This is a genomic window from Promicromonospora sp. NPDC050880 (assembly GCF_044456525.1).
In the GTDB taxonomy this organism is placed as follows: domain Bacteria; phylum Actinomycetota; class Actinomycetes; order Actinomycetales; family Cellulomonadaceae; genus Promicromonospora.
Window position 1 is genome coordinate 1 of the sequence record NZ_JBITFV010000029.1, and the last position, 21,486, is coordinate 21,486.

Sequence of the window (21,486 nt, forward strand, 5' to 3'; positions counted from 1 at the left end):
GAGATGACCATGCTTGCCCTGCATCCGGTGCCTCCCGAGATCAGCGTCTGCCCCATCTCACAGCACCCATTGCACTGACCGGTTGAATCCGCCATCTCGTTCGCGCGGCGTAGCTCAGCGTTCTCCCTCTTCAACCGGCGGATCTCCTCGCCGGCATCCGAGGTCACGCCCGGCTTGGTACCGGTGTCGATCTCGGCCTGCTCGACCCAGCGGCGCAACGACTCGATCGAGATGTTCAGCTTCGGCGCGACCTGCTTGATCGCCTGGAACCGGGACAGGCCCTCTTCGGCCTCCAACCGTTCGACCACCATCCGCACGGCACGGTCCCGGAACGACTGCGGGTACTTGCTCGGCATCGTCCAATCCTCCTCATATCAGGATCGGAACGAAACCCAGGACGGTTCAGTTGGCGGCGGTCACGAGGCCGGGGCGGGCGCCGCGGGTGACCGTGACCGGTGCGGGTGGCCGCTCATCCGGCGGTCAGTCCGGAGTAGGAGTGCTTGCCGTTGATGATCAGGTTGACGACCGTGAAGTTGAACACCACGCAGGCGTAACCCACCAGCACGAACCAGGCGGCCTTGCGGCCGGCCCAGCCGCGCGTGGTGCGGGCGTGAAGGTAGGCCGCGTACACGACCCAGATGATGAAGCTCCACACCTCCTTGGGGTCCCAGCCCCAGTACCGGCCCCAGGCGCTCTCGGCCCAGATCGCTCCACCGATGAGGGTGAACGTCCAGGCCACGAAGCCGATGGCGTTGAGCCGGAACGACAGCGACTCGAGCGTGCCGGCGGGAGGAAGGTTCTCCAGCCAGCGCCACGCGCGACGCCCCGCCAGCGCACCGCCTTCGTCGCGGGAGTCGCGCAGGAGCTGCAGCGAGGAGAGGAGGAAGCTGACGGTGAAGATCCCGGCGGCACCGACGGCGACGCCGACATGGATGACCAGCCAGTAGGACTGCAGGGCCGGGAACAGGCCGGTTGCCGGTAGGTAGAACGCGTTGACGGCCAGCACCAGGAACAGTGCCGCGGTACCGGCAACGAAGGTGCCCAGGAAGCGCGCGTCGCGGCGCAGGTTGAGCAGGACGAACGCGAGCAGGGCCGCGCAGGTCCCCACCAGCGTGAACTCGTACATGTTCGACCACGGTGTACGGCCGGCCGCGACGCCGCGCAGCACGATGGCCAAGATGAGCAGGCTCGTGGCCAGCCACGTCGTAGACACGCCGACGGCCGCAGCACGCCGGGGCGCGACTATCGTGGACACGCCGGTGAAAGCAGGTACTGCGCGATGCTCGGCCTGTCGCGAGAGGTCGATCGCGAACGCGATGAGCGCCACCACCAGTGCGGTGGCCGCCGACCAGACAAGGAGCACGCTCAGAGCAGAGATTTCCATCCAGGGGTCCCTTCCAGGAATCAGCCCTGTCCGCTGCCATGGGCGGACAGGCGATGCAGTCATTAGTGGCGCGCCGACCGGCAGCGGTGTTGCCGGAAGGGCGCGCGGAGCGCCTGCGACGGCGTGTGCCGACGTTAGGCAGGAATCAGGCACAGACCAGGCCGCCCCTGAGTGCGGGGGCGGTTTCGGGTTCAGCGATGCGGGAGAGCGTTCACCATCGAAACGCTCGCGGCATCTACCGTCGGCACACGCCCCACGACAACGGGTCCGTCAAGGTCACCGGAGCGAAAACACGCATCGCGCGCGACGGCCACGCGGTCGCCTGGACACGTCGACGCAGCCTGTGCAGCGGCGCACCCCGGCTGGTGACGAGGAGGACACCGGCCGCGACAAGGGCGCACAGGCACAGCAGGCTGATCGCGTCATGGACATGGGCCCGGGCTTCTGACCCAGCGTCATGGGCAGAGATCACGCTCTCGCCGCCGGGCCACGCCACCGGGTCCAGACCCGGCACCGCCGGGACTGCAGTCGTCGTCGCCGGTGGGACGGACGACGCGCCTGCGCAAACACCGAGCACACCGGTCAGCGCGAGCAGCACGATCACGAGCACACGCTGCACAGCGCTCGAACCTGCTCGACGTCGGACCGGGACACCCATAGTGGGAGCATCCTAGAGGCACAGCCTTGACGCTCCGGGCGCAGCATGAGATCCAGCAACAGCGAAGCCCGTCATCGAGGCGCGTGCACCGCCAGGAGACCCGACCCGGTCGTGTCGGGGCGTGCTGCATCACAGCGCGGTGTTGCCCAGCACCGTGTCCGTTCCGTTACTGTTGGCTGGCCATGAGCCTGACACGTCGCCTCCGCTGCCTGCTCGCCGGTCCCCGGCGAGAGACTGCGAGCGTCCTGACGGTCATGCTCCTGGTACTCGCTGTCGTCAGTGTGCATGTCCTGTGCAACGTCCACCTGGGCGCGCCGCCCCAGAGCGCGGGGCACTCGCATCAGGCCGTGCTGGGCTCGGAGCAGGAGCCCGCGACCGCCCAGGCGCCCGGGGTCGAGTCGGCTCCCGCACCACTGGGTGGCGGATCACATGGCTGTTCCGACCACCATTCGGCGACGGCGCAGTGCGACCCGGTCACGCCCGCCCCTCCCGGGCCGGCCATGGCGTCCGACCTCGCCGTCCACTGGCTCGTGTCAGACATGGCGCACCCCGGGCCTGCGGCCCGGCCCATCGGGACTGTCGCGGCGGCGCCGTCGCTGACCGCCCTGGGGATCTCTCGGACGTAGACCACCGCATCCCGTCGACACCACCCCCTTCGGTGCCGACCGGTTCAGCGCACCTCGGGCCCCGGGGCGCGTGCGTGGTCCTACTGCGATCCGAAAGGTCCCAGCTTTCATGGAGCCCAGCTTCAACCCGACGACCACGTCCAGTCGTGGTCGTCACCGGGCGGTCCGCCGTCCCCTCCTGGCCAGCGTCGCCCAAGCCACGTCGGAGCACGTGACCGCGTTCGCCGGACGCACCGCAGTGGTCGCCGCGGCCGGTTCCGGTGTGCTGCTGTCCCTGGTCGCCGGCCCGGCACAAGCGGCCCCGGCCACTACGGCGGTCACCACCTCGCTGGCCGGTAAGCCCGTTCAGGGCACGCTCGACTCGGCAGGCCTGAACGCCCTGACTGCACAGGCCCGCCAGGCGGTTGCCGCGGCCCCCGTCGTGTCCGTCGCTCCCGATGCGGAGCTGAAGGTCGAGAGCACGGCCGTCTCGGTGACTTCCGCCTCGGAGAACGAGGAGTACCAGGCGCAGGCCGCCGCCAGGGAGGTCGCCGAACGGGGTTCGGCGGTGGTATCGATCGGGATGCGGTACCTCGGGGTGCCGTACCTCTGGGGCGGGTCGACCCCCGCGGGGATGGACTGCTCCGGGTTCACCTCGTACGTGTACGCACAGGTCGGGATCAACCTGCCCCGGACCTCGTCCGAGCAGCGGTACGCCGGTCCCGAAGTGCCCTGGCCCGAGGCGCAGCCCGGCGACCTGATCTGGTCGCCCGGGCACATCGCGATCTACGCCGGCGACGGCATGCAGATCGAGGCCCCCGTCCCGGGCCAGACCGTGCGGTACTCACAGATCTGGCAGTCCAACCCGACGTTCGTCCGGGTCGGCTGACCCGCTCGCGTGAGGGCCGGGCACCAGCTCGCCCTCACGCTCCTGCGGCGCGTCGGCTCGACGTGCCGCCCGATGCCTCCTGCACTTGAGATGAAAACCCGATGCACTCCCGCGAGACTCTCCACCCGACAACCGGCACGACACCGACACCGCGCCTCGGCTCGCAGCTACGACTGGTGGGAACCGCGCTGGTCACGCTGCTGCTACTCACCCTGGCCCAGGCACCGGCGTCCGCCCACGATCAGCTGCAGTCCTCCACCCCGGCCGACGGCACGGCCATCACCGCCCTGCCGCCCGAGATCATCCTGACTCTGTCCGACGCGCCGCTGGCCACCGGCGCGCAGGTCGTCATCACCGCGGCGGACGGCAGCATGGTCCCCACCGGCACGGCCCGTGTCGATGAGGCCACCGCGACGGTGACCATCCCCGTGACCGGGCAAGGACCAGCGGGTACCTACACGGTGGCTTGGCACGTGGTCTCCTCCGACGGGCACCCGATCGAGGGCGCCTTCGAGTTCAGCCTCGAGCCGGCGGCCCCCTCGACCGGCGAGGCGTCGTCCCCGGTACCCACCCGGACGACGCAGACCGACCCCGGTACGGCACCCACCAGCACCGCCCCAACCCAGGACGCGCGGGAGACACCCGCGGCAGGTCAGGGACAAGCAGCCGCGGCGGACTCGCACGACAACGGGCGAACCTCCGACCCGCTCGTGGTGGTGGCCGTCGGGATCGCCGTCGCAGTCGCGATCCTGGTCGTGGTCACGTACGCCACCCGACGCCGAGACCGCAGCGCCGAGCCGGCCGACTCCGCCAGCGGTCCCGACGCACAAGAATGATCCCGGCGAGCGCGTCGGCCGGAGCGACGACCCAGGCGATGAATGCAGTAGTGACCGGGCTCGGGACCCATGTCGACGGCCCGGTCTGGATCCCGACCGCGCCGCCGTCCTGGGAGACGTATCTGGCGCCCACACTCCAGCCGGTCCCGGTGATCCCGGTGATCGGGCTGGTCCTGGCTGTCCTGTACCTGGCGGGTGTGATCCGGGTCTGGGCCACGGGCAGGCGGTGGTCGCCGTGGGCGACGCTGTCGTTCCTGACCGGGTGCGCGGTCCTGGTGGTCGTCATGGGCGCCGGGGTGGAGGGGTACGGGCTGGAGATGTTCTCCGTGTTCATGTTCCAGCAGCTCACCTTGATGATGGCCATCCCGCCCCTGCTGGTGCTGGGCCGGCCCGGCACGCTCCTGCTACGCGCCGTGCCCCACCACGGACCTGGCAGGGCGGTGCTGGTCGCGGCCCGGTGGGGGCTGCGGTCGGGGGCCGGGCGTGTGCTGCTGCATCCGGCGCTGATGATCCCGGTGTTCCTGCTGTGCTTCTACGCCCTGTACTTCAGCTCGTTGGCCGGGCGTCTGCTCAGTACCTGGACTGGGCACCTGGGCCTGGAGCTGCTGTTCCTTGTCTCCGGGATCCTGTTCACGGTCCCGGTCCTGTCCCGTGATCCGCTGCCCAGCCCGCAGGGGCACCTCGGTCGGGCAGCCGATATGTTCATTGAGATGCCGACCCACGCCTTCTTCGGCGTCATCGTGATGATGTCCACCACGCCGATGGTCAGCGCCTTCACCCACCCACCGGCGTCCTGGGGCATCGACGTCCTGGCCGACCAGGTCACCGCCGGTGGCCTGGCCTGGTCCTACGGCGAGCTGCCCGCCCTGATCATCCTGCTGATCATCTTCGTCCGCTGGCGCAAGGACGAGTCCCGGCAGACCGCCGCCGCCGACCGCCGGACCCTGCACGACGATCCGGAACTGGATGCTTACAACGCCTACCTCGAGCATCTGGCCGAGCGTGACCAACGGCTCTGACCCCACGCTACGTGCCCACCCTGCAGGGCGCCCGGACGCGCCTCGGTCGGCGTCGGGCTCGTGGTTGCCGCTTGCCCCGCGCCTCTTGCCCCCGCCCCCTGAACCCGCCAGGTCTACGCCGCGAAGGTGAGGTAGAGCAGGGTGACGTTCAGCGCGACGATCACCCCGGCGACCGTCCAGGCCAGCACCTGGGTGGTCACGGCGTTGCGGTGCTCGCCCAGCAGCTCGCGGTCCCGGGTGAGTCGCACGAGCGGGATCATCGCGAAGGGGATGCCGAAGCTGAGTACCACCTGGCTCACCACGAGCAGCCAGGTGGGCGAGATCCCGGTCATGAGCAGCGCGATAGCGGGCAGCAGCGTGACCAGGCGGCGGGTGAGCAGCGGCACGCGGATGTGCAGGAGACCGGCCATGATCTCCGCGCCGGCGTAGGCGCCGACGGAGGTCGACGCCAGCCCCGAGGCCAGCAGCCCGACCGCGAACAGCACACCCACCACCGGCCCGAGCGTCCCGGCGATCGCGGCGTGCGCGCCCTCGATGGTGTCGGTCCCGGCCCGGCCGGGCAGGTTCGCGGCGGCGAGCACGAGCATGGCGATGTTCACGCTCCCGGCGAGCACCAGCGCCAGCACGACGTCGATGCGCGTGGCACGGATCACCCGCGGCACCGCCGTCGTGGCCGTGCGCACGTCGCCGCCGGCCAGCGCGGGGTGCAGGTGGTCACGGGCCAGCGCGGAGTGCAGGTAGATCGCGTGCGGCATCACCGTGGCGCCGAGCATGGAGGCGGCCAGGAGCACGGAGTCCGCGCCGGCCAGGCGCGGCACCAGGCCCGCCAGCATGCCCGCCGGGTCGGGCGGGGAGAAGAACAGGCCGGCGCAGAAGCCGACGGTGAGCACGGCGAGCATCGTGGTGACCACGCCCTCGAAGGCCCGCTGCCCGCGGGTCTGCTGTACCGCCAGGACCAGCAGGGACACGACTCCGGTGATGATCCCGCCGAGCACGAGCGGCACGCCGAACAGCAGGTAGAGGGCGATCGCGCCGCCGATCACCTCGGCGAGGTCGGTCGCGGCGGCGACGATCTCGGCCTGCACCCAGTACGCCAGGCGCGCCGGGCGGGGCAGCCGGTCCCCGAGCACCTCGGGCAGCGACCGGCCCGTGACCACGCCGAGCTTGGCCGAGAGGTACTGCACCAGCACGGCCATCGCATTGGCGGCCACCAGCACCCAAACGAGCAGGTAGCCGTACCGGGCACCGGCGGTGAGGTTCGCGGCCACGTTGCCGGGGTCCACGTAGGCGATGGACGCCACGAAGGCGGGGCCCAGCAGGGCGATGAGGCGGGCGCGGCCCATGCGTGGCTCTGCGACGGTGCGAGTCATCCGGATCTCCAGAAGTTCGGGTACCCAAACTCTAGCGCGCGGGTGACCGGACTTGTGCCTCTACCGACCGCGTCGTCGACGAATCAGCGCGAGCGACCCAGGCTCAAGATCGGGACTCCCACTGAACAGCCGTGAGGGACAGTGCCGCTCAAGACCGTCACTCTTGGACATCTCGTCGGATAGCGATAGCATCGGCACATGGCGATGAATCAGAAGGCTCAGGACTCAGTGGGGCTCGATGCCCCCCTGGATGAAGCCGCGACGGTGGCACCGGCTGCCGCGCTCTACCGGGCGCTGGGCGAGCCGACACGGTTGCTGATCGTGCAGCACCTGTTCTCGGGCGAGCACCGGGTGCGGGAGCTGACCGAGCATCTCGGCCTGGCGCAGAGCACCGTCAGCGCGCATCTGGCGTGCTTGCGCGAGTGCGGGCTCGTCACCTCGCGGGCCGAGGGCCGGGCCTCGGTGTTCTCGCTGGTCGAGCCCGAGCGGCTGGTCTCGCTGTTCGCCGTCACCGAGGGGCTGCTGGAGGCCACCGGTTCGGCCGTGACGTTGTGCACCCACCTCGGGCCGCAGGAGCGTGCCGAGCAGGAGCGTGTCGGATGAGTCACGACCACGACCACGTCGCCCTGGGCGCCGAGGACCACCGCGGACGGCTGGCGGTCGCGTTCTCGATCACCGCCGCGATCCTGGTCGCGCAGGCGATCGGTGCGCTGCTGACAGGCAGCCTGGCGCTGCTGGTGGACACCGCGCACATGCTCACCGACGCCTCGGGCCTGCTGCTGGCCCTGGTCACCGCGTCGCTGACCCTGCGGCCGGCCTCCTCCCACCGCACCTGGGGCTACCGGCGTGCAGAGGTCCTGGCCGCGCTCGGGCAGGCAGCGGTCCTGCTCGCGGTAGGGGTCTACGTCCTGGTCGAGGGTGTCCAGCGACTGTTCGGCCCACCGGAGATCCCGTCCACCGAGCTGCTCATCTTCGGCATCATCGGCCTGGTCGGCAACGTCGCGTCGATGCTGGTCCTTGCCAGCCGCCGCACGGCCAACTTCAACCTGCGGGCCGCGTTCCTGGAGGTCCTCAACGACGCGCTCGGATCGGTCGGCGTGATCATCGCGGCGATCGTGATCGCCACGACCGGCTGGCAGCAGGCCGACGCGATCGCCGGGCTGCTCATCGGCGCCCTGATCCTGCCTCGCGCCGTGAAGCTGCTGCGCGAGACGGCGTCGGTGCTGCTGGAGACGACACCACCCGGCCTGGACCTGGACCAGGTCAGGGCCCACCTGGTCGAGATCGACCACGTGCGCGAGGTGCACGACATGCACGCCTCGCTGATCGCCACCGGCCTGCCCATCATCAGCGCCCACGTCGTGGTCGAGGAAGGGTGCTTCAACGACGGCCACGCCCCACGGATCCTGGACGACCTCCAAGAATGCGTCGCCACCCACTTCGACGTCCCCGTCGAGCACTCGACCTTCCAGATCGAACCGGTCGCGCACCGCGACCACGAAGCCCCCAGCCACGCCTAGCCGACCACGGCCCCGCCGCGGGCTCCGCGCCACCGTGGCCGGACACCGTTGCCGCACTCGGGAGATGCCCTTGTCCGACCAGCACACCCTGACCATCCTCGTCGTGCCCGACTGCCCGCACGTGGATGCCTGAGGCGATCGCCGCCGATCACAGGGTCGTCGTGGTCGGCGGCGGACAGGCCGGACTGGCGATCAGCTACTACCTGACCCGCGCCGGCGTCCAGCACCTGGTGCTCGACGCTGACGACCAGGTCGGGGCGAGCTGGACGAACCGGTGGGACTCCCTACGTTTGTTCACCCCCGCCGCCTACAGCGCGCTTCCCGGCCTCCCGTTTCCCGGTCCGGGCGATCGGTACCCCGGCGGCAGGGATGTCGCCCGATACCTGATCGACTACGCCGAGCGCTTTGGCCTGCCCCTGCGCACCGCGTCACCGGTCCGATCGCTCGTGAAGGACGACACGTTCACGCTGGACACGCCCACCGGACCCATCACCGCGGCCCGGGTCGTCGTGGCGACCGGAGCCTTCGGCACCCCGGCCACGCCCGCGTTCGCCCACCACCTCGAACCCGACCTGCCGGCGTCGCACTCTCACGACTACCGACGACCGGACGACGTCCCTCAGGGCGTGGTCCTGGTCGTCGGCGCCGGAAACACCGGATACCAGCTCGAGCTCGCACGCGCCGGTCGGACCGTCCACCTGGCCCACGGCGCCACCGCCCGCACGGTCCCGCAACGGATCGCCGGCCGCGACATCTTCTGGTGGCTGACCCGTACCCGCCTGGTCAGCGCCCCGCCCGACACCCGCATCGGGCGGCGCCTGCGCGCGAACGACCCGATCATCGGCACCAGCCGCGCCGCGCTGCACGCTGCCGGCGTGCAGTTCCGGCCTCGCGCACTAGCCGGCGCCTGCCGGACCATCTCCTTCGCCGACGGGACCACCCTGCAGCCTGACGCGATCCTGTGGGCTACCGGCTACCGGCACGACGACCGCTGGATCCACATCCCCGGCGCCCTCGACGAACACGGCGCACTACAGACCACAGGGCTCAACACCCCCACTCGGGGTCTGCACGTGCTGGGCCGGCCCTGGCAACGCAGCCGCGGCTCCGCCCTGCTGGGATTCGTCGGCCAGGACGCGCACCGCCTGGCCACCCGCATCACCACGCAGGAGCAGCTGTCCGACCGTGGCGGACGTCGATCACAACCCAGGTAGGTCGTCGGACGCCGCACCCTCGGCACCACCCCCGATACGTCAGCGATCACTGTATAGTCATCCCATGCTGACTCTTGCTTCGAGGCTGGACGTGATGAACCGGCTGGGCCGGGCGATGGCCGACCCGACCCGCTCCCGGATCCTGCTGAGCCTGATCGACCAGCCGGGCTACCCGGCGCAGCTGGCCCGCGACCTGGACCTGACCCGGACGAACGTCTCCAACCACCTGGCGTGCCTGCGCGGCTGCGGCATCGTGGTCGCCACGCCGGAGGGCCGGCAGACCAGGTACGAGATCGCCGACCCGCACCTGACCCGGGCCATCGGCGTGCTGGTCGAGACCGTGCTCGCGGTCGACGACGGGGCGCCGTGCCTGGACGAGAACTGCGACGTGCCGCTGTGCTGCGGCCCCGGGGCCACCCAGGACACCGCCGACACGGCCGACACGGTGGGCGCGGCCCCGGGCGTGGAGCGGGAGGGCGTGCGGTGAACGACATCTGCTGCGGCCCCGACCCTGACGAGACGAAGCACCCGCTCACCCTCGCGGCTCGCAAGGCCGACGATCACGGCGACCAGCACCACGATGAGCACGGTCATGACGACGATCATGATGACGAGCACGAGCACGGTCATGGCGACGAGGACGCCGGCCCGTGGTGGCGCGACCCAGGCATCCTCCTGCCCCTGGGATCCGGTCTGCTCCTGCTCGTGGGCTACATCCTGGAGTGGACCGGCGTTACCCCTGCCGCGACCGTCGTGCTCGCTCTCTCCTTGGCCGCGGGTGCCTGGACGTTCGCGCCCGGTGCGGTCAAGCGCCTGGCCCGGGGACGGCTCGGCGTCGGCCTGCTGATGACGATCGCCGCCGTCGGCGCCGTCCTGCTCGGGCATGTCGGGGAGGCCGCCGCGCTGGCGTTCCTGTTCTCCATCGCCGAAGCCCTGGAGGACCGCGCGATGGACCGAGCCCGCAACGGCCTGCGCGCCCTGCTGTCGCTGATCCCGGAGACCGCGACGATCTCCAAGCTCTCGGGCAACGTCGAGGTCCCCGCCGCGCAGATCCAGGAGCTCGACATCCTCGTGGTCCGGCCCGGCGAACGCGTCGCCACCGACGGAGTCGTCATCACGGGGACCAGCAGCATCGATACCTCCGCGATCACCGGTGAGTCCATTCCTGTCGAGATCGGCCCCGGTGACCCCGTCCCGGCCGGATCGATCAACCGAACCGGGCCGCTCCAGATCGAGGCCACCTCGGGCGGCACGGACAACTCCCTGACCACCATCGTCAAGCTCGTCGAACAGGCAGGCGCCCGCAAGGGCGAACGCGCCCGCCTGGCCGACCGCATCGCCCGCCCGCTGGTTCCCGCCGTCCTGGTCCTGGCGGCTCTCGTCATGATCTTCGGGTTCGTCGTGGGCGACCCCGCGCTATGGACCGAGCGTGCCCTCGTCGTCCTCGTGGCGGCCTCTCCCTGCGCCCTGGCCATCGCCGTCCCCGTGACCGTGATCTCCGCGATCGGGGCCGCAAGCCGGTTCGGCGTCGTCATCAAGTCCGGCGAAGCCTTCGAACAGCTCGGCGCCGTCAGGACGGTGGCCCTCGACAAGACCGGCACCCTGACCCGCGGTCGACCGGAGGTCGTCACCGTCGAGACCACCGGGACGTATGACCCGGACCAGGTGCTGGCCGTTGCTGCCGGGCTCGAAGCACACAGCACCCACCCACTGGCCACCGCGATCCTCACCGCCGCACCCGAGACCGCCCAGCTCACCGAGGTCACCGAGCACTCCGGACAGGGCATCACCGGCCTCCTCGGAGACGACCGCGTCCGGGTCGGCTCACCCCGCTGGGTGGATCCCCGCACCCTGAGCGAGGCAGCACGCACCCTCGAGTCCGAGGGCATGACGATCGCCGTCCTCGAGGTCGCGGGCACGGTCGCGGGAGTGATAGGCATCCGCGACGAGCTCAAGCCTGAGGCCGCCGAAGCGATCCGCGACCTGACCGCAGCTGGCTACCAGACAGTGATGCTGACCGGTGACAACCAGCGCACCGCCGGTGCACTGGCCGCGCAGGCCGGCATCCAAGACGTGCGGGCCGAGCTCCTACCTGCCGACAAAGCGACCGCCATCGAATCACTCAGTGCCCAGGGCACGACCGCGATGATCGGCGACGGCATCAATGACGCACCCGCCCTCGCCGCGGCCGACGTCGGCATCGCCATGGGTGTCACCGGATCCGACGCCGCCATCGAGTCCGCCTCGGTCGCATTCACCGGCAACGACCTACGCCTCCTACCCGAGGCGATGGCCCACGCGCGACGCGGCCGACGCATCATGACCGGCAACATCGCACTGTCGCTCGCCATCATCGTCGTGCTGCTGCCCCTGGCCCTGCTCGGCGCCCTCGGGCTAGCCGGCGTCGTCCTGGTCCACGAGATCGCCGAGGTCGTCGTCATCCTCAACGGCATCCGCGCCGCACACCGACCCACCACGCAAACCAACCGGATCACGACCGCGCAAGCGGCAGTCGACGACGGCTCCAACGCCCTGGGCACCGCGCGGCCCTGACGCGACGCCTCGCGAGGAACGTCCGACGCCAGCCCGTACACCATCGCCATCGCCTGGCCCGAACCATCCCGCGCCCCGCACCTCGCCCAGCTCGTCCGCACCGCGACGCACCTCCACGCCACACAACGCATCGCGAGCTGACCCGCCCGGCGCCGCGGATCTCGGCGGGGTTGTCCTGTCCCCGCCCGGTACGCAAGAGTGTTGCGATGAGACTCGGGCTGGGCGGGCGCGGCGTGTGGTGGGCCTGGTCTGCCGGATTCGTCGCGTTCAGCGCGATCGAGGTCCTGGTCCTGCACCTGATCGGCGGGGCGCTGCTGCCCCGCCCGGCCGCACTGAAGCTCGACGTCGTGATCGGCGTGATCACGCTCGCCCTGCTGGTCGCGTTCGTCTCGCCGCTCTGGTCGGTTCATACGGTGGCCGATGACGGCACGGCTCGCCTCCGGTTCGGTCTGCTCGGCTCCATCGCGGTCCACCCGCGCGACGTCGCCCGAGCGCGGTCGTTCACACCGACCGCGACCCGCCCAGCGGAGGCCGGCGTCGGGTTAGACCAGGAGACCGGTCGCGTCACCCTGATCAGATCCCCGGGCTCACCGCTCGTGCTCGCCACTTTCGCCCGTCCGATCCCGGCCCGGGTCCAGCTCTTCCGTCGCGTACTCGCCGCCGAGTGCGTGGTCGGCACCGACGACGCACACCGCCTGGTCGCAGCCCTCGTGGATCGGCCTCGCGCCTGAAGCTCTTCGACCAGCACCCAGGGCAAAAGGCATATCACGCTCAAACTTTTATGAATCCTCATTCACGGTAAAATTTGTCCCTAACGGGTCCAAACCGGCATGGCGCACACGGGGGGCAGGTTTCGCGTGACGACCACGGGTGAGCTTCGCTCCGACGACGTGCTTTCCGTGCTGGACATCGACGGCAGGTCCGGTGTTGCCAGGGCTCCGGTCCCGCTGCCTGACCCGACGCAGGCTGCGCTTTGTCTGCTGCGACCAGCGTCCGGAGAGTCACGGCGCCCGAGTGCCGCTCGACCCGCGCTGCGATGCACGACTACCTCACCAGGCGCCTCCAACCCCGCCGCCAGCGTCGCTTCGAAACCCACTTGGACAGGTGCGCGGACTGCATCCGCGCGTTCATCGACATCCGCGAGATCTCCTGGAACCGTCAGACCGTGAGTCAGGCACCGCAAGGCGGGCGACCATCCCTAGTCGGCATGACACCAGTTCAGTGCGCCCGCCACCGTTGAGCAGCGCTACCAGCCGCGACTGGCCCCGTGGTCGCGTTGCCGATCTGCCTGATCTCGCCGGGCGCGCTCCTCGGCCTGGCGGCTCAGGTATTCGCTTCGGCTCCGTGCCTCGGCCAGTACGGTCGGCACGCGTTCGATGCGCCTCGGCCCTGGCGGGGCCGTCGGGGTGCTTTGGCCGGACTTGGCCGGGGTGATGGTCTGCAATGCTCGGGCGGCCTCCATGTACGCCTCCCCGTGTTCACCCTCAGCCTCGGGCCCGAGCGGGTCGGTGGGGTTGGTGATCTGGTAGCGGTCGCGATAGGCCAGCACCTGCCGCAGGGCCATCGCCCATGCTTCCCGTGCAGCGCCTTGTGGCGGTGGGGGCGTGATGTTCTCCATCCACAGTTCCGGTTCGAGGAGGGCCTGATCGACCAGGTGGTCCAGGCGGGTGGAGATGAGGTCGGCCTGCCGGTTGAGCCAGGCCTGAACGTGCGGATCGCTCTGCGCCTGTTCCCGGCTACTGGCTGCGCCGCTCGCCTCAGGCGCAAGGTCGGCCATCTGCTGGGGCTCGGTGTCGGTCTGGTTCAGGAGGCGTTCGGCGTAGTGCTCGACCATGACCCGCCGTACGTCACCAGTGGCCAACCGCTCCCGAGAAGTCGTGTCCATCACGCCCACGACCTGGGCGACGTGCTCGACCAAGCCGGGCCACTGCGCGGGCTCGATACGACCGTGGAGGTGGTCGACGAGAGCGCGCAGGAGGGAGATCTGCCGCTCGAAATGATCCAGCTCCCGGATCTGCTGCAGGTTGGGTTCCATCGCGAACCAGGACAGCGGAACGGTCTTGGCGAGCGCTGTTGCCAGAGCGTCAGGCGTATCGATGGCAGCCTCTGCGGGATCGGTCCCGGGCGGCAGGTCCAGTGCCCGGGCCTGGGTGGCTTCGTCGGGAGTGAGCATGTCCCATACGCGCGCGGCGGCGGTGCGGCCGGCGGTGTCCGAGTCCAATGCGACGATCAGATCCGTCAGGTCGCGTCTGGTCGCGTCGCGTAGGGCCCGGAGGTGCTGCCTGGTGATGCCGGTTCCGCACGCCGCCACGGGCACGATCTCGATCCCCGTCCGCTCAGCCAGTACAGCAGCGGCGAGCTGGAGCGCGGCATGGCCGGTGGGGCCCTCGACCAGGACCGGGCGTGCCCCCGCGGCAAGGCGCGCGATGGCGGCAGGGTCGAGGCCGAGCAGCAGTTCGCTCTTGCAGTACGTGGCAGTCTCGGGAGTGTTCAGATACTTCGGGGCGCGATGGTCCGTCTCGGCGGGGTTGATGCGCGCGGTGACACCGACGATCGCACCGGCCTGGTCACGGACGGGGAAGATGATCCGGTTACGGAACCGGTCGATCAGCCGCCCGTCCCTGGTCCGGGTCGTCACCCCGGCGTCGATGAGCTGGTCGGCGGTATAGCCGAGCGCCTGCAAGTGCTCGCTGAGCCCGGTCCAGGACGCGGTAGCAACACCCCACTCCGCTTCCGTAAGACCGCGCCTGGCCATATACCGGGCGGCCCACGACTCGGTGGCGCGCTGCCCCCTCCACCACGCCCATGCGTGTCCCGTGATCTCGACAACCAGTGACCGGACAGCTGGGTCGACGACCGCAGGCACTTCGGCCGGTCGCGTGGAAATAGCCTGGTGCGCCTCGACCAGGGGCGTGCTGGATGGCTGAGTGGTGGCCCATGCCTGCTCGTCGGTGGTCTCGGGCGCGGTCGTGATCCAGACCGGCAACCCCCGCCCATCCGGGTCCTGGGTTCGGGGTGGGCCGACGCGGTGGTGCAGGACCTTCGCGATCGACCGGGCACCCTGGAAGCCACCTTCGACCGCGCGTCGCACCACGATCGCTACGGCGGTGCCCGCGGCTTCGTGCTGGGACAGTCGCTTAGCCAGCGCGGGCCACGCCTCGTCCGTCAGCACCTGGTCCGCCATCCAGTCGGGCAGAGCCGACCGCACGGCCTGCGCCAGGCGTGCGGTGCGGTCGGGTTCGAGGAACGCGAGGTATGCGTCCTCGTACTCCGGAACTAGTCGGGCCAGGGAGTGCGCGTAGTCCCACTCCTCCTCGATCACGGTAGAGGCGGACTTCTCCTCGCCGTCGCGGTCCAGCACTCCCTTGAGCGCGTTCAGGACCGCGCGCTCAAGATCGGGCTGCCGGTGGGGGTCGAGGTCGAGGACGTCGTCGGTCTCCACGTACACGCGGTTCGAGCTCCTACCGCGGGTGATGGCGGTGTAGAGCTCGTTGCGGGTCATGCCGATCCCGACCATCGCGTGGCTGGTGTCCACGGTCATGCCCTGCACCCGGTGGATCGTGGCCGCGTACCCCAGTTCGACATGCGCGGCGACGTAGTCGGAAGGGAGCACCACGGTCGCCCCGGTGTCCAGGTGCCGGGCTTGCAAGGCGCCGTCACCACCGCGCGCCTCGACGCGCCACAGGTCGCCGTTGCGGACCCAGTCCCGGGCCCAGTCGATGTGCCCGTCGTCGTGCTCGGCATGCAGGTGACGGTTGTTCAGGCGGGTCACGATCACGTCACCGATCCCTGCGCGATTCTCGTCGTGCAGGGTCACGCCGTCTTCTTCGACGTCACCGCGGGTGACGCGGTGCAGGCGGGCCCTGGCCGAGAGTTCGGTGACCAGGGTGTTGGTCGCCGCGATCATCACCGTTGACAGGCCGTGGTCGGAGTCGGTCTGCCAGTTCGCGAACATCTCCTCCGCCATCGCCGCCGCGCTGCCGCCCTGGGTAAGGTGCCGGACAACGTAGAAGTCCAGGCCCCGGTGGTCCCCGTCTCGGATCTGGAGGGAGGCCTCGGCCTCCCCGGCGGTGTGGAACCGGTGGATATGCGTCAGCTCGACCGCACCCGCCTGCTCCGCGATCAGCCGCAGGGCGCCGCCGGCCGCGACGGCGCCGAGCTGCGCGGGGTCACCGAGCAACCGGACACTGCCGCCGGCGGCCTGGGTGATAGCCAGGACTTCGGCTAGGGCGAGAGTGCCGGCCAGGCTGGCCTCGTCCACCAGCACCACCGTGCCTTCCTCGACCGTGAGGGATTCGCGCAGGCGCTCCCCGCCCGCTCCCTGGTTGGCCAGGAGGAACATGTCCAAGGTCTCCGCGACGATCCCCTCGCCAAGGTCCGCGCCAAGGACCTCCGCGGCCGCAGCAGAAGGCGCGAGGGCGATGAGCTTGCCACCCGACTCCTGGACTGCGTGCGCGAAAGCGCGCATGGCGGTGGTCTTCCCGGTCCCGGCCGGACCGATCCCCGCCACCAGGCTCATGTTCGAGGCGAACGACGCGACCAGGTCCCGCTGCCCCGGGTTCAGCGCTCGGCCCGTGTCCACCCGGACCTGCTCTACCGCGCGGTCGACTGCGGTGGGGTCGATGATCAGGCCGCCGGGCGTGCGGGCGGCGGCTAGGAGCTGGTCCTCGGCCTCCAGTACCGCCAGAGACGTGTACCGGGTGGAGCCGTGCACGAAGTAGACGCTCTCGCCGTCCTTGCGGCGCATCACGTCCGGCGGCTCGTTCAGGTCCGGGGGCGTGATCTGAAGGCTGCCGGCCACGGCGTGCCCGGCGATGGTCGCGGCCAACGCGAGCAAGTCCGTGCCTGTGGGGGCGTGCTCCCTCGCGAGGCGGGTCGCTTCGGCCAGCAGGTGATAGGTCGTCCACGTCGCCCGCCTGCCTGCCACGTTCGTCAAGCAGGCGTCGACCAGGTCGCCCTGGGCCAGCACCTGCGCGGCCAGTGCTGCGAGCGCGGTCTGGCGGCCGGTGGTTGTCCTCCGCCGCAGCGGCCGGAAGACCTGCGCGCGCGGCGACGCCGCCGCGACACGCTCGACCGCGTCCCTGACGTCCTGCATCGCCCACCGGGCGATCCCACGCCCGGCGAGGTCCTGCGCAACAGCACGCCACAGGTCACTCGGCTCGTTCACCACGACCGGTCCGGTGCTCGGGCGGGGGTTGAGTGCGCGCGCGAGCATCCGCGTCACCGCGTCCGGGCCGCCCAAGACCGCGGCTGCGATCTGGGCCCACTGCGGCAGCCGGTGGCGTAGCCCAACCGGAGCGCCCTTGACCTGCCGGGTGTCCAGGTTGGCCTGTTGCGTCAACCCGTAGGCCGCCTTCGTGCCCGGCTCGTGCCCGTACTTGGCTCGGTAGGCGGCGCGGAGGGTCTCGTAGGATTCCTGGATCGCGGCGCGCCGTCGGGAGAACGCGTCCCGGAGCGTCTTGGGGATGCCGACGATCTCGCGGACGCCTTGCTTGCCTCGGCCCCGGGTCTCGGTGTGGAACGCGACCCCGAGGCGTTCGACCAGGAGCTGTTCGATGCGGGTGTTGTACCGCTCCGATGCCGCCACCTTCAGCGCCAGCAGCACCCGACCATCCAAGGCACGCCAGATCCCGTCGACGCCGAGAACCTTGGTGGAGACCGCGACGTGGGTGTGCAGGTTCGGGTCCCCGGCACGGGAGTCCAGGTGGTCGAACGCCACGGCGGTCAGTCCATGGGTGTCGATCTGCCGCACACCACCAGCACCGCCACGGGTGAGCGCCCCCTCGGTCTCGATCCACGCCAGCGTGTCCCGCCAGGCCTGGGTGTGCGCCCTCGTGACCGCGTCCCGAGTGGCTGCGTCACCCATTCCCCACAGCACGCTGATCGACTTGGCCGGCGTGAACACCAGGTCATACCCCGCAACCGCCTTGCGGGGCTGCTGCCCGCGCTTGGCCAACCATGCGGCGACGTCCTGGTCTGAGAGCTCGCCCGAGGCGTCCTTGTCGGTGTGCTCCTGCTGAGCGAGAGCGCGAGCGACGTTCCAACGGATCAAGTCCCGCTCGACCCCCGCCCCCGGCGGACGATCATGTTCATGAGCGAAGTGCGCGAACGCGGCTTCAAGCGCCGCTGTGTAGCCGTCGTCGGGCCGGGCCCTGAACTGCGGGAACGCCCGGCCCAGCCGGCCGGCACGCTCCGCATCCTGCTTCGACAAGCCGCGGGCCCAGGCCTCGACCTCGAGCCGGTCCGCGTCCGGGTGCCGACCCTGGCCGAACAACGACTTCATCTGCTTCTCGAGCACCTGACCCGAGACCCCGAGCTGTTCCAGACCCGACCCGACCCACTGCCCGGGCGGGTTACCGTGCTGCATGTAGTAGTCCGTCAACGACATGCCGCGGCCGCGCAGCACATCCCCGGAGGCGACCTGCTGGGTCAGGTATGTGTACCCGCTTCCCGCGCTCAGCACGTGGGCCGTCATCACGTCCCCCACCCCCTCCCTCACAGGGCTGGAGCGGGTCAACTCAGGGTTGACTCGGGACCGCTCACAGCGTTGTGCATTAGGTGTGTGGCCTTCACCAGAGGCGGTCCGCGGGACCTGCTGTTCATCCGCTCGGCTGCCATAAGGCCAGCAGCCGTGTCGGTCGTGCCGCCGTGCCTTTCGCGCGTCGTGCGTCGCCGCGTGTCTGTCCGCCGTCGCAACTCGTCGGTTACTTCGCGCTGCCATGTATCGGAGCGCGGGCGGCGGGGTGCCCCGAAGGCCGCGCTCCAATCTCCCCGAGGCATGCGAAGAGGCCGCCATCCCCCGCGGGAGGACCCAAGCGGCACGCGGGTAGACAGTGGCGCCACGACACGCCCGGACGGGCGGGCCGTACCGACGTACCCGGCACCCGATTTTCGTGTACTGTCACGGTGATGGGCGTCGGGTGCGCCCAAAAACCGGGAGCCCTGTGAAAGCACGGGGCTCTTTTTGTTGCTCTGTAAGGCTTGAACTCGACCCGATCGTGTCGGCCATGACGACTAAACGTCACAGTGTCACACTCAGATCGATGCCGATTCACGTTCACGACCTAGCCAAGCAGCTGGGCATCTCCTCGCAGCAGGTCCTCGAAGAGGCCCGACGCGCGGGCGCCTACGCCCGCTCGGCATCCTCCCTACTCTCAGATGAGGTCGTCGCAGCCGTTCGCGCTGCCACGGGATCAGTAGGTCCGGTCGAGCCGAGCGGCCAAGCACTTGCGCCCCCCGCAGGCCGCACTCGCCGGAGCGCTTGGCCGAATCCGTTCGCCATGCCCCGCCCGCCTCGCTCAGGAGATGACTGGTGGGACGACGAATGGGATCGACGCGACCCTGATGTCCTCCTCAGCGCACGCGAAGTGGCCCGCGAACTAGGAGTCACCGCCGCTGCAGTGCGGCAATGGGCAAGCCGCGGCTATCTTCAGGCCAGCTCGATGCAGGGTCGGAAAAAACTCTACCGCCGAGGCGACGCTATCTCGGCCCAAAGAACCGCCCACCGGAAAACTCTCCGGACACCAGCTCCGTTCCCTGTGCCCCCATCCCTGCTTCAGCGCCCCGTGACAACACGCGAGGCTGCGCGCATCTGCGGCGTTGCTGAGTCGACCATCCGCATCTGGGTACACCGGGGTCGACTCGCGCCACTGCCGAAGGGATCCGGCAGGGGCCATCGGTTCGATCCGATGGTCGTGCTCGCGACTGCTCGAGAGCTACCCGCACGCCGACCGAAGCGCAGTACCTGAATCGCAGCCTCGGTCGGCGATCTGAACACTTTCGCAGTCATCTGGCTGCGGTCCCCACCCAGCGCTTCTTGCTGGGTTACCCAGAGGGAGGTCGCGAGATGGAGATGCTCGGCAACGTGCTGGGCGGTCTGTTCGTGCCCGCTCTGCTGATCGGCGTCGGACGTTTCGTCCTGGCGCTGCTCCCCTTGGTAAGCGACCGCGTCAACGCGCGCGCCGTCGCACTCGCCAAGGCGAAGCGCAAGCAGAGCGAGTAGCGAAATCGCAGCCGACTAATGGGTAGGGAGAAGTCTGTCCAAAATCAGACGCGATCCGTCCGTAATGCGAACTATGCTGTGATTTTCTGTGGTCTGCAGGAGGCGGACACCCGATCTCGGGGCGGTCCGCGGGACGGACTGTCCGCTGCTTACCTGCCCTACCTACGCAGCTTTGTCAGCGGCGAGGCTGTGCCCGCCTCGCATGTCCGCCGTCGTCGCGGGCTCGTCAGCCGTGTGCTCTGCCGCCAAGTACGGGGGCGAGAGTTGGGGGTGGTTCCCCCCCCCCCCCCCCCGAGCATGCCGACCAGCAGTCGTCCATCCTTCGTTACGGGATCCGTCGCAGCGCGTCGTCGAGAGCCTGCTCGGCGGTGTGCGCGGCATCCATGACTTGCTCCACGGCTTCGAGCGGCAACGTCGCTTGTGTCACTGACGCGTCCAGGACAGTCGAGAGCGCCCGCCGGTTGGTGTCGGTCAGGGTCACAAGGGCGGCGCCGGCGGCGAGGAGGTCACGTGCTGTGTATCCGTCGGCTTGCGAGACGAGGCCGTCGACGATGCCGGTGAGCTGGTCTGCTCGGGCGGTCGTGTGCTGGAGCAGGAGGAGCGTCGCACGTATCCGGAAGACGACGAGTGCGGGTGCCGGATCGAGCGCTGTGATGAGCGCGACGAAGTCATCCAGGTCCAGATCCGCGAAACGCCCGGCGCTCGTGAGGCAGGCGTTGCGTAGGCAGGCCGCGACGGCGTGTTCCCAGGGTTCTTCGATACGTGTCTCGTCCAGGAGGTTGAGCGCCTGGTCGGGTTCGTGGGCGTCGAGCTGGGCGAGGATGGCGGCTTGTCGGCCGTCGAAGAGTCGGGCGCCGATTCCGCGGTGCTGTTCGGCGTAGCTGGTCGCTTCGGCCCACCGGCCGGCGCTGGTCAGGGCTCGGGTGCCGTCGGCGAGCAGGGTGGTCCAGGTGAACCGTGCGACCTCGGGTGCCGCGCCGGGTACGGCGAGTTGGTCGACGTCGAGGGGTACTCCGTCGATGACCACGGCGCCCGGGTGCGTGGCGGCGTGGTGGAGGCTGCGCAGAATGGCGTGAGCCTGCTCGCCTTGCCCGGCGCGGATAAGCAGGCGGGCGATGTTCACGACGGGTTGCAGCGCCCATGTCACCTGGGTTCCGGGTAGTGGTGCGTGCTGGCGGAAGATCTCGAACTGGCGCCAGCACAGGTCGCGGGCGTCGTCAGGATGACCTGTATCGCTCAGCAGCAGAGCCGCCTTGTTCAGGACAGCGGTGGCTGCAGCGAGGTCCCCGTGGTCTTGCTGGGCGCGTTCGGCGCCGGCCTGGAGGGCGGCGATGCGGTCGGTGACCGGCAGCGCGACGGGTCGCGGGCGGGGCACGAGCGGGAACCAGTGAGCGAACGTCGTCAGGCTGGTCTCGGTGGTGGTCATGGCCGGGTCT

18 protein-coding genes are annotated in these 21,486 nt (G+C 70.0%); 12 read left to right on the forward strand and 6 right to left on the reverse strand.

All coding sequences use genetic code 11. The annotated features are described in order from the left end of the window. The 3 genes from ACIBBF_RS25175 to ACIBBF_RS25185 all read right to left on the reverse strand — a co-directional run. Window positions 1-356 (reverse strand): transposase (locus tag ACIBBF_RS25175; protein WP_397418930.1); only part of this gene is annotated, 356 nt, incomplete at its 3' end. A gap of 113 nt (window positions 357-469) precedes the next feature. After that, entirely contained in the window at window positions 470-1,384 is a 915-nt protein-coding gene (gene ccsB, locus ACIBBF_RS25180) for a c-type cytochrome biogenesis protein CcsB (RefSeq protein WP_397418932.1), read from the reverse strand. Between the two features lie 235 nt (window positions 1,385-1,619). Next, a complete protein-coding gene (locus ACIBBF_RS25185; RefSeq protein ID WP_397418934.1) occupies window positions 1,620-1,988 on the reverse strand; it encodes a hypothetical protein in 369 nt (122 codons plus the stop codon). A 789-nt stretch (window positions 1,989-2,777) separates the two neighbouring features. Here ACIBBF_RS25185 and ACIBBF_RS25190 point away from each other — a divergent pair. The 3 genes from ACIBBF_RS25190 to ACIBBF_RS25200 all read left to right on the forward strand — a co-directional run bounded on the left by ACIBBF_RS25190 (window position 2,778) and on the right by ACIBBF_RS25200 (window position 5,391). Further along, window positions 2,778-3,536, forward strand: coding sequence for a C40 family peptidase (locus ACIBBF_RS25190; RefSeq protein WP_397418936.1), 759 nt, complete (start codon window positions 2,778-2,780; stop codon window positions 3,534-3,536). A gap of 176 nt (window positions 3,537-3,712) precedes the next feature. Beyond that, a complete protein-coding gene (locus tag ACIBBF_RS25195) occupies window positions 3,713-4,372 on the forward strand; it encodes a copper resistance protein CopC (RefSeq protein ID WP_397418938.1) in 660 nt (219 codons plus the stop codon). A 50-nt stretch (window positions 4,373-4,422) separates the two neighbouring features. Then, window positions 4,423-5,391: a cytochrome c oxidase assembly protein gene (locus tag ACIBBF_RS25200; protein WP_397418940.1), complete on the forward strand. Its 969-nt coding sequence runs from the start codon at window positions 4,423-4,425 to the stop codon at window positions 5,389-5,391. Between the two features lie 113 nt (window positions 5,392-5,504). On the opposite strand, the gene ACIBBF_RS25205 is transcribed toward ACIBBF_RS25200, so the two are convergent. Continuing rightward, a complete protein-coding gene (locus ACIBBF_RS25205; protein WP_397418942.1) occupies window positions 5,505-6,761 on the reverse strand; it encodes an Nramp family divalent metal transporter in 1,257 nt (418 codons plus the stop codon). A gap of 204 nt (window positions 6,762-6,965) precedes the next feature. On the opposite strand from ACIBBF_RS25205, the gene ACIBBF_RS25210 reads away from it, so the two are divergent. The 7 genes from ACIBBF_RS25210 (at window position 6,966) to ACIBBF_RS25240 (ending at window position 13,288) form a co-directional block, all read left to right on the forward strand. Continuing rightward, entirely contained in the window at window positions 6,966-7,364 is a 399-nt protein-coding gene (locus ACIBBF_RS25210; protein WP_397418995.1) for an ArsR/SmtB family transcription factor, read from the forward strand. Next, entirely contained in the window at window positions 7,361-8,281 is a 921-nt protein-coding gene (locus ACIBBF_RS25215; RefSeq protein ID WP_397418944.1) for a cation diffusion facilitator family transporter, read from the forward strand. Before ACIBBF_RS25210 ends, ACIBBF_RS25215 begins: the two co-directional genes overlap by 4 nt. Window positions 8,282-8,406: 125 nt before the next feature. Further along, window positions 8,407-9,495 carry a flavin-containing monooxygenase gene (locus ACIBBF_RS25220; protein ID WP_397418946.1) on the forward strand — a complete coding sequence of 363 codons (1,089 nt, stop codon included), beginning with the start codon at window positions 8,407-8,409 and terminating at the stop codon, window positions 9,493-9,495. Window positions 9,496-9,559: 64 nt separating this feature from the next. After that, window positions 9,560-9,982, forward strand: coding sequence for an ArsR/SmtB family transcription factor (locus ACIBBF_RS25225; RefSeq protein WP_397418948.1), 423 nt, complete (start codon window positions 9,560-9,562; stop codon window positions 9,980-9,982). Then, complete coding sequence (locus ACIBBF_RS25230) at window positions 9,979-12,048, forward strand: heavy metal translocating P-type ATPase (protein WP_397418950.1); 2,070 nt, start codon at window positions 9,979-9,981, stop codon at window positions 12,046-12,048. The genes ACIBBF_RS25225 and ACIBBF_RS25230 overlap by 4 nt, the downstream gene beginning before the upstream one ends. Window positions 12,049-12,254: 206 nt before the next feature. Continuing rightward, complete coding sequence (locus tag ACIBBF_RS25235) at window positions 12,255-12,779, forward strand: hypothetical protein (RefSeq protein WP_397418952.1); 525 nt, start codon at window positions 12,255-12,257, stop codon at window positions 12,777-12,779. A 242-nt stretch (window positions 12,780-13,021) separates the two neighbouring features. After that, entirely contained in the window at window positions 13,022-13,288 is a 267-nt protein-coding gene (locus ACIBBF_RS25240; RefSeq protein WP_397418954.1) for a zf-HC2 domain-containing protein, read from the forward strand. A 6-nt stretch (window positions 13,289-13,294) separates the two neighbouring features. On the opposite strand, the gene mobF is transcribed toward ACIBBF_RS25240, so the two are convergent. Next, window positions 13,295-18,523 carry a MobF family relaxase gene (mobF, locus tag ACIBBF_RS25245; protein WP_397418997.1) on the reverse strand — a complete coding sequence of 1,743 codons (5,229 nt, stop codon included), beginning with the start codon at window positions 18,521-18,523 and terminating at the stop codon, window positions 13,295-13,297. 568 nt (window positions 18,524-19,091) lie between these two features. Here mobF and ACIBBF_RS25250 point away from each other — a divergent pair. Next, a complete protein-coding gene (locus tag ACIBBF_RS25250; protein WP_397418956.1) occupies window positions 19,092-19,796 on the forward strand; it encodes a translation initiation factor IF-2 N-terminal domain-containing protein in 705 nt (234 codons plus the stop codon). A gap of 98 nt (window positions 19,797-19,894) precedes the next feature. Next, entirely contained in the window at window positions 19,895-20,050 is a 156-nt protein-coding gene (locus ACIBBF_RS25255) for a hypothetical protein (RefSeq protein ID WP_397418958.1), read from the forward strand. Between the two features lie 325 nt (window positions 20,051-20,375). On the opposite strand, the gene ACIBBF_RS25260 is transcribed toward ACIBBF_RS25255, so the two are convergent. Then, complete coding sequence (locus ACIBBF_RS25260) at window positions 20,376-21,476, reverse strand: hypothetical protein (protein WP_397418960.1); 1,101 nt, start codon at window positions 21,474-21,476, stop codon at window positions 20,376-20,378. Window positions 21,477-21,486: the final 10 nt, after the last annotated feature.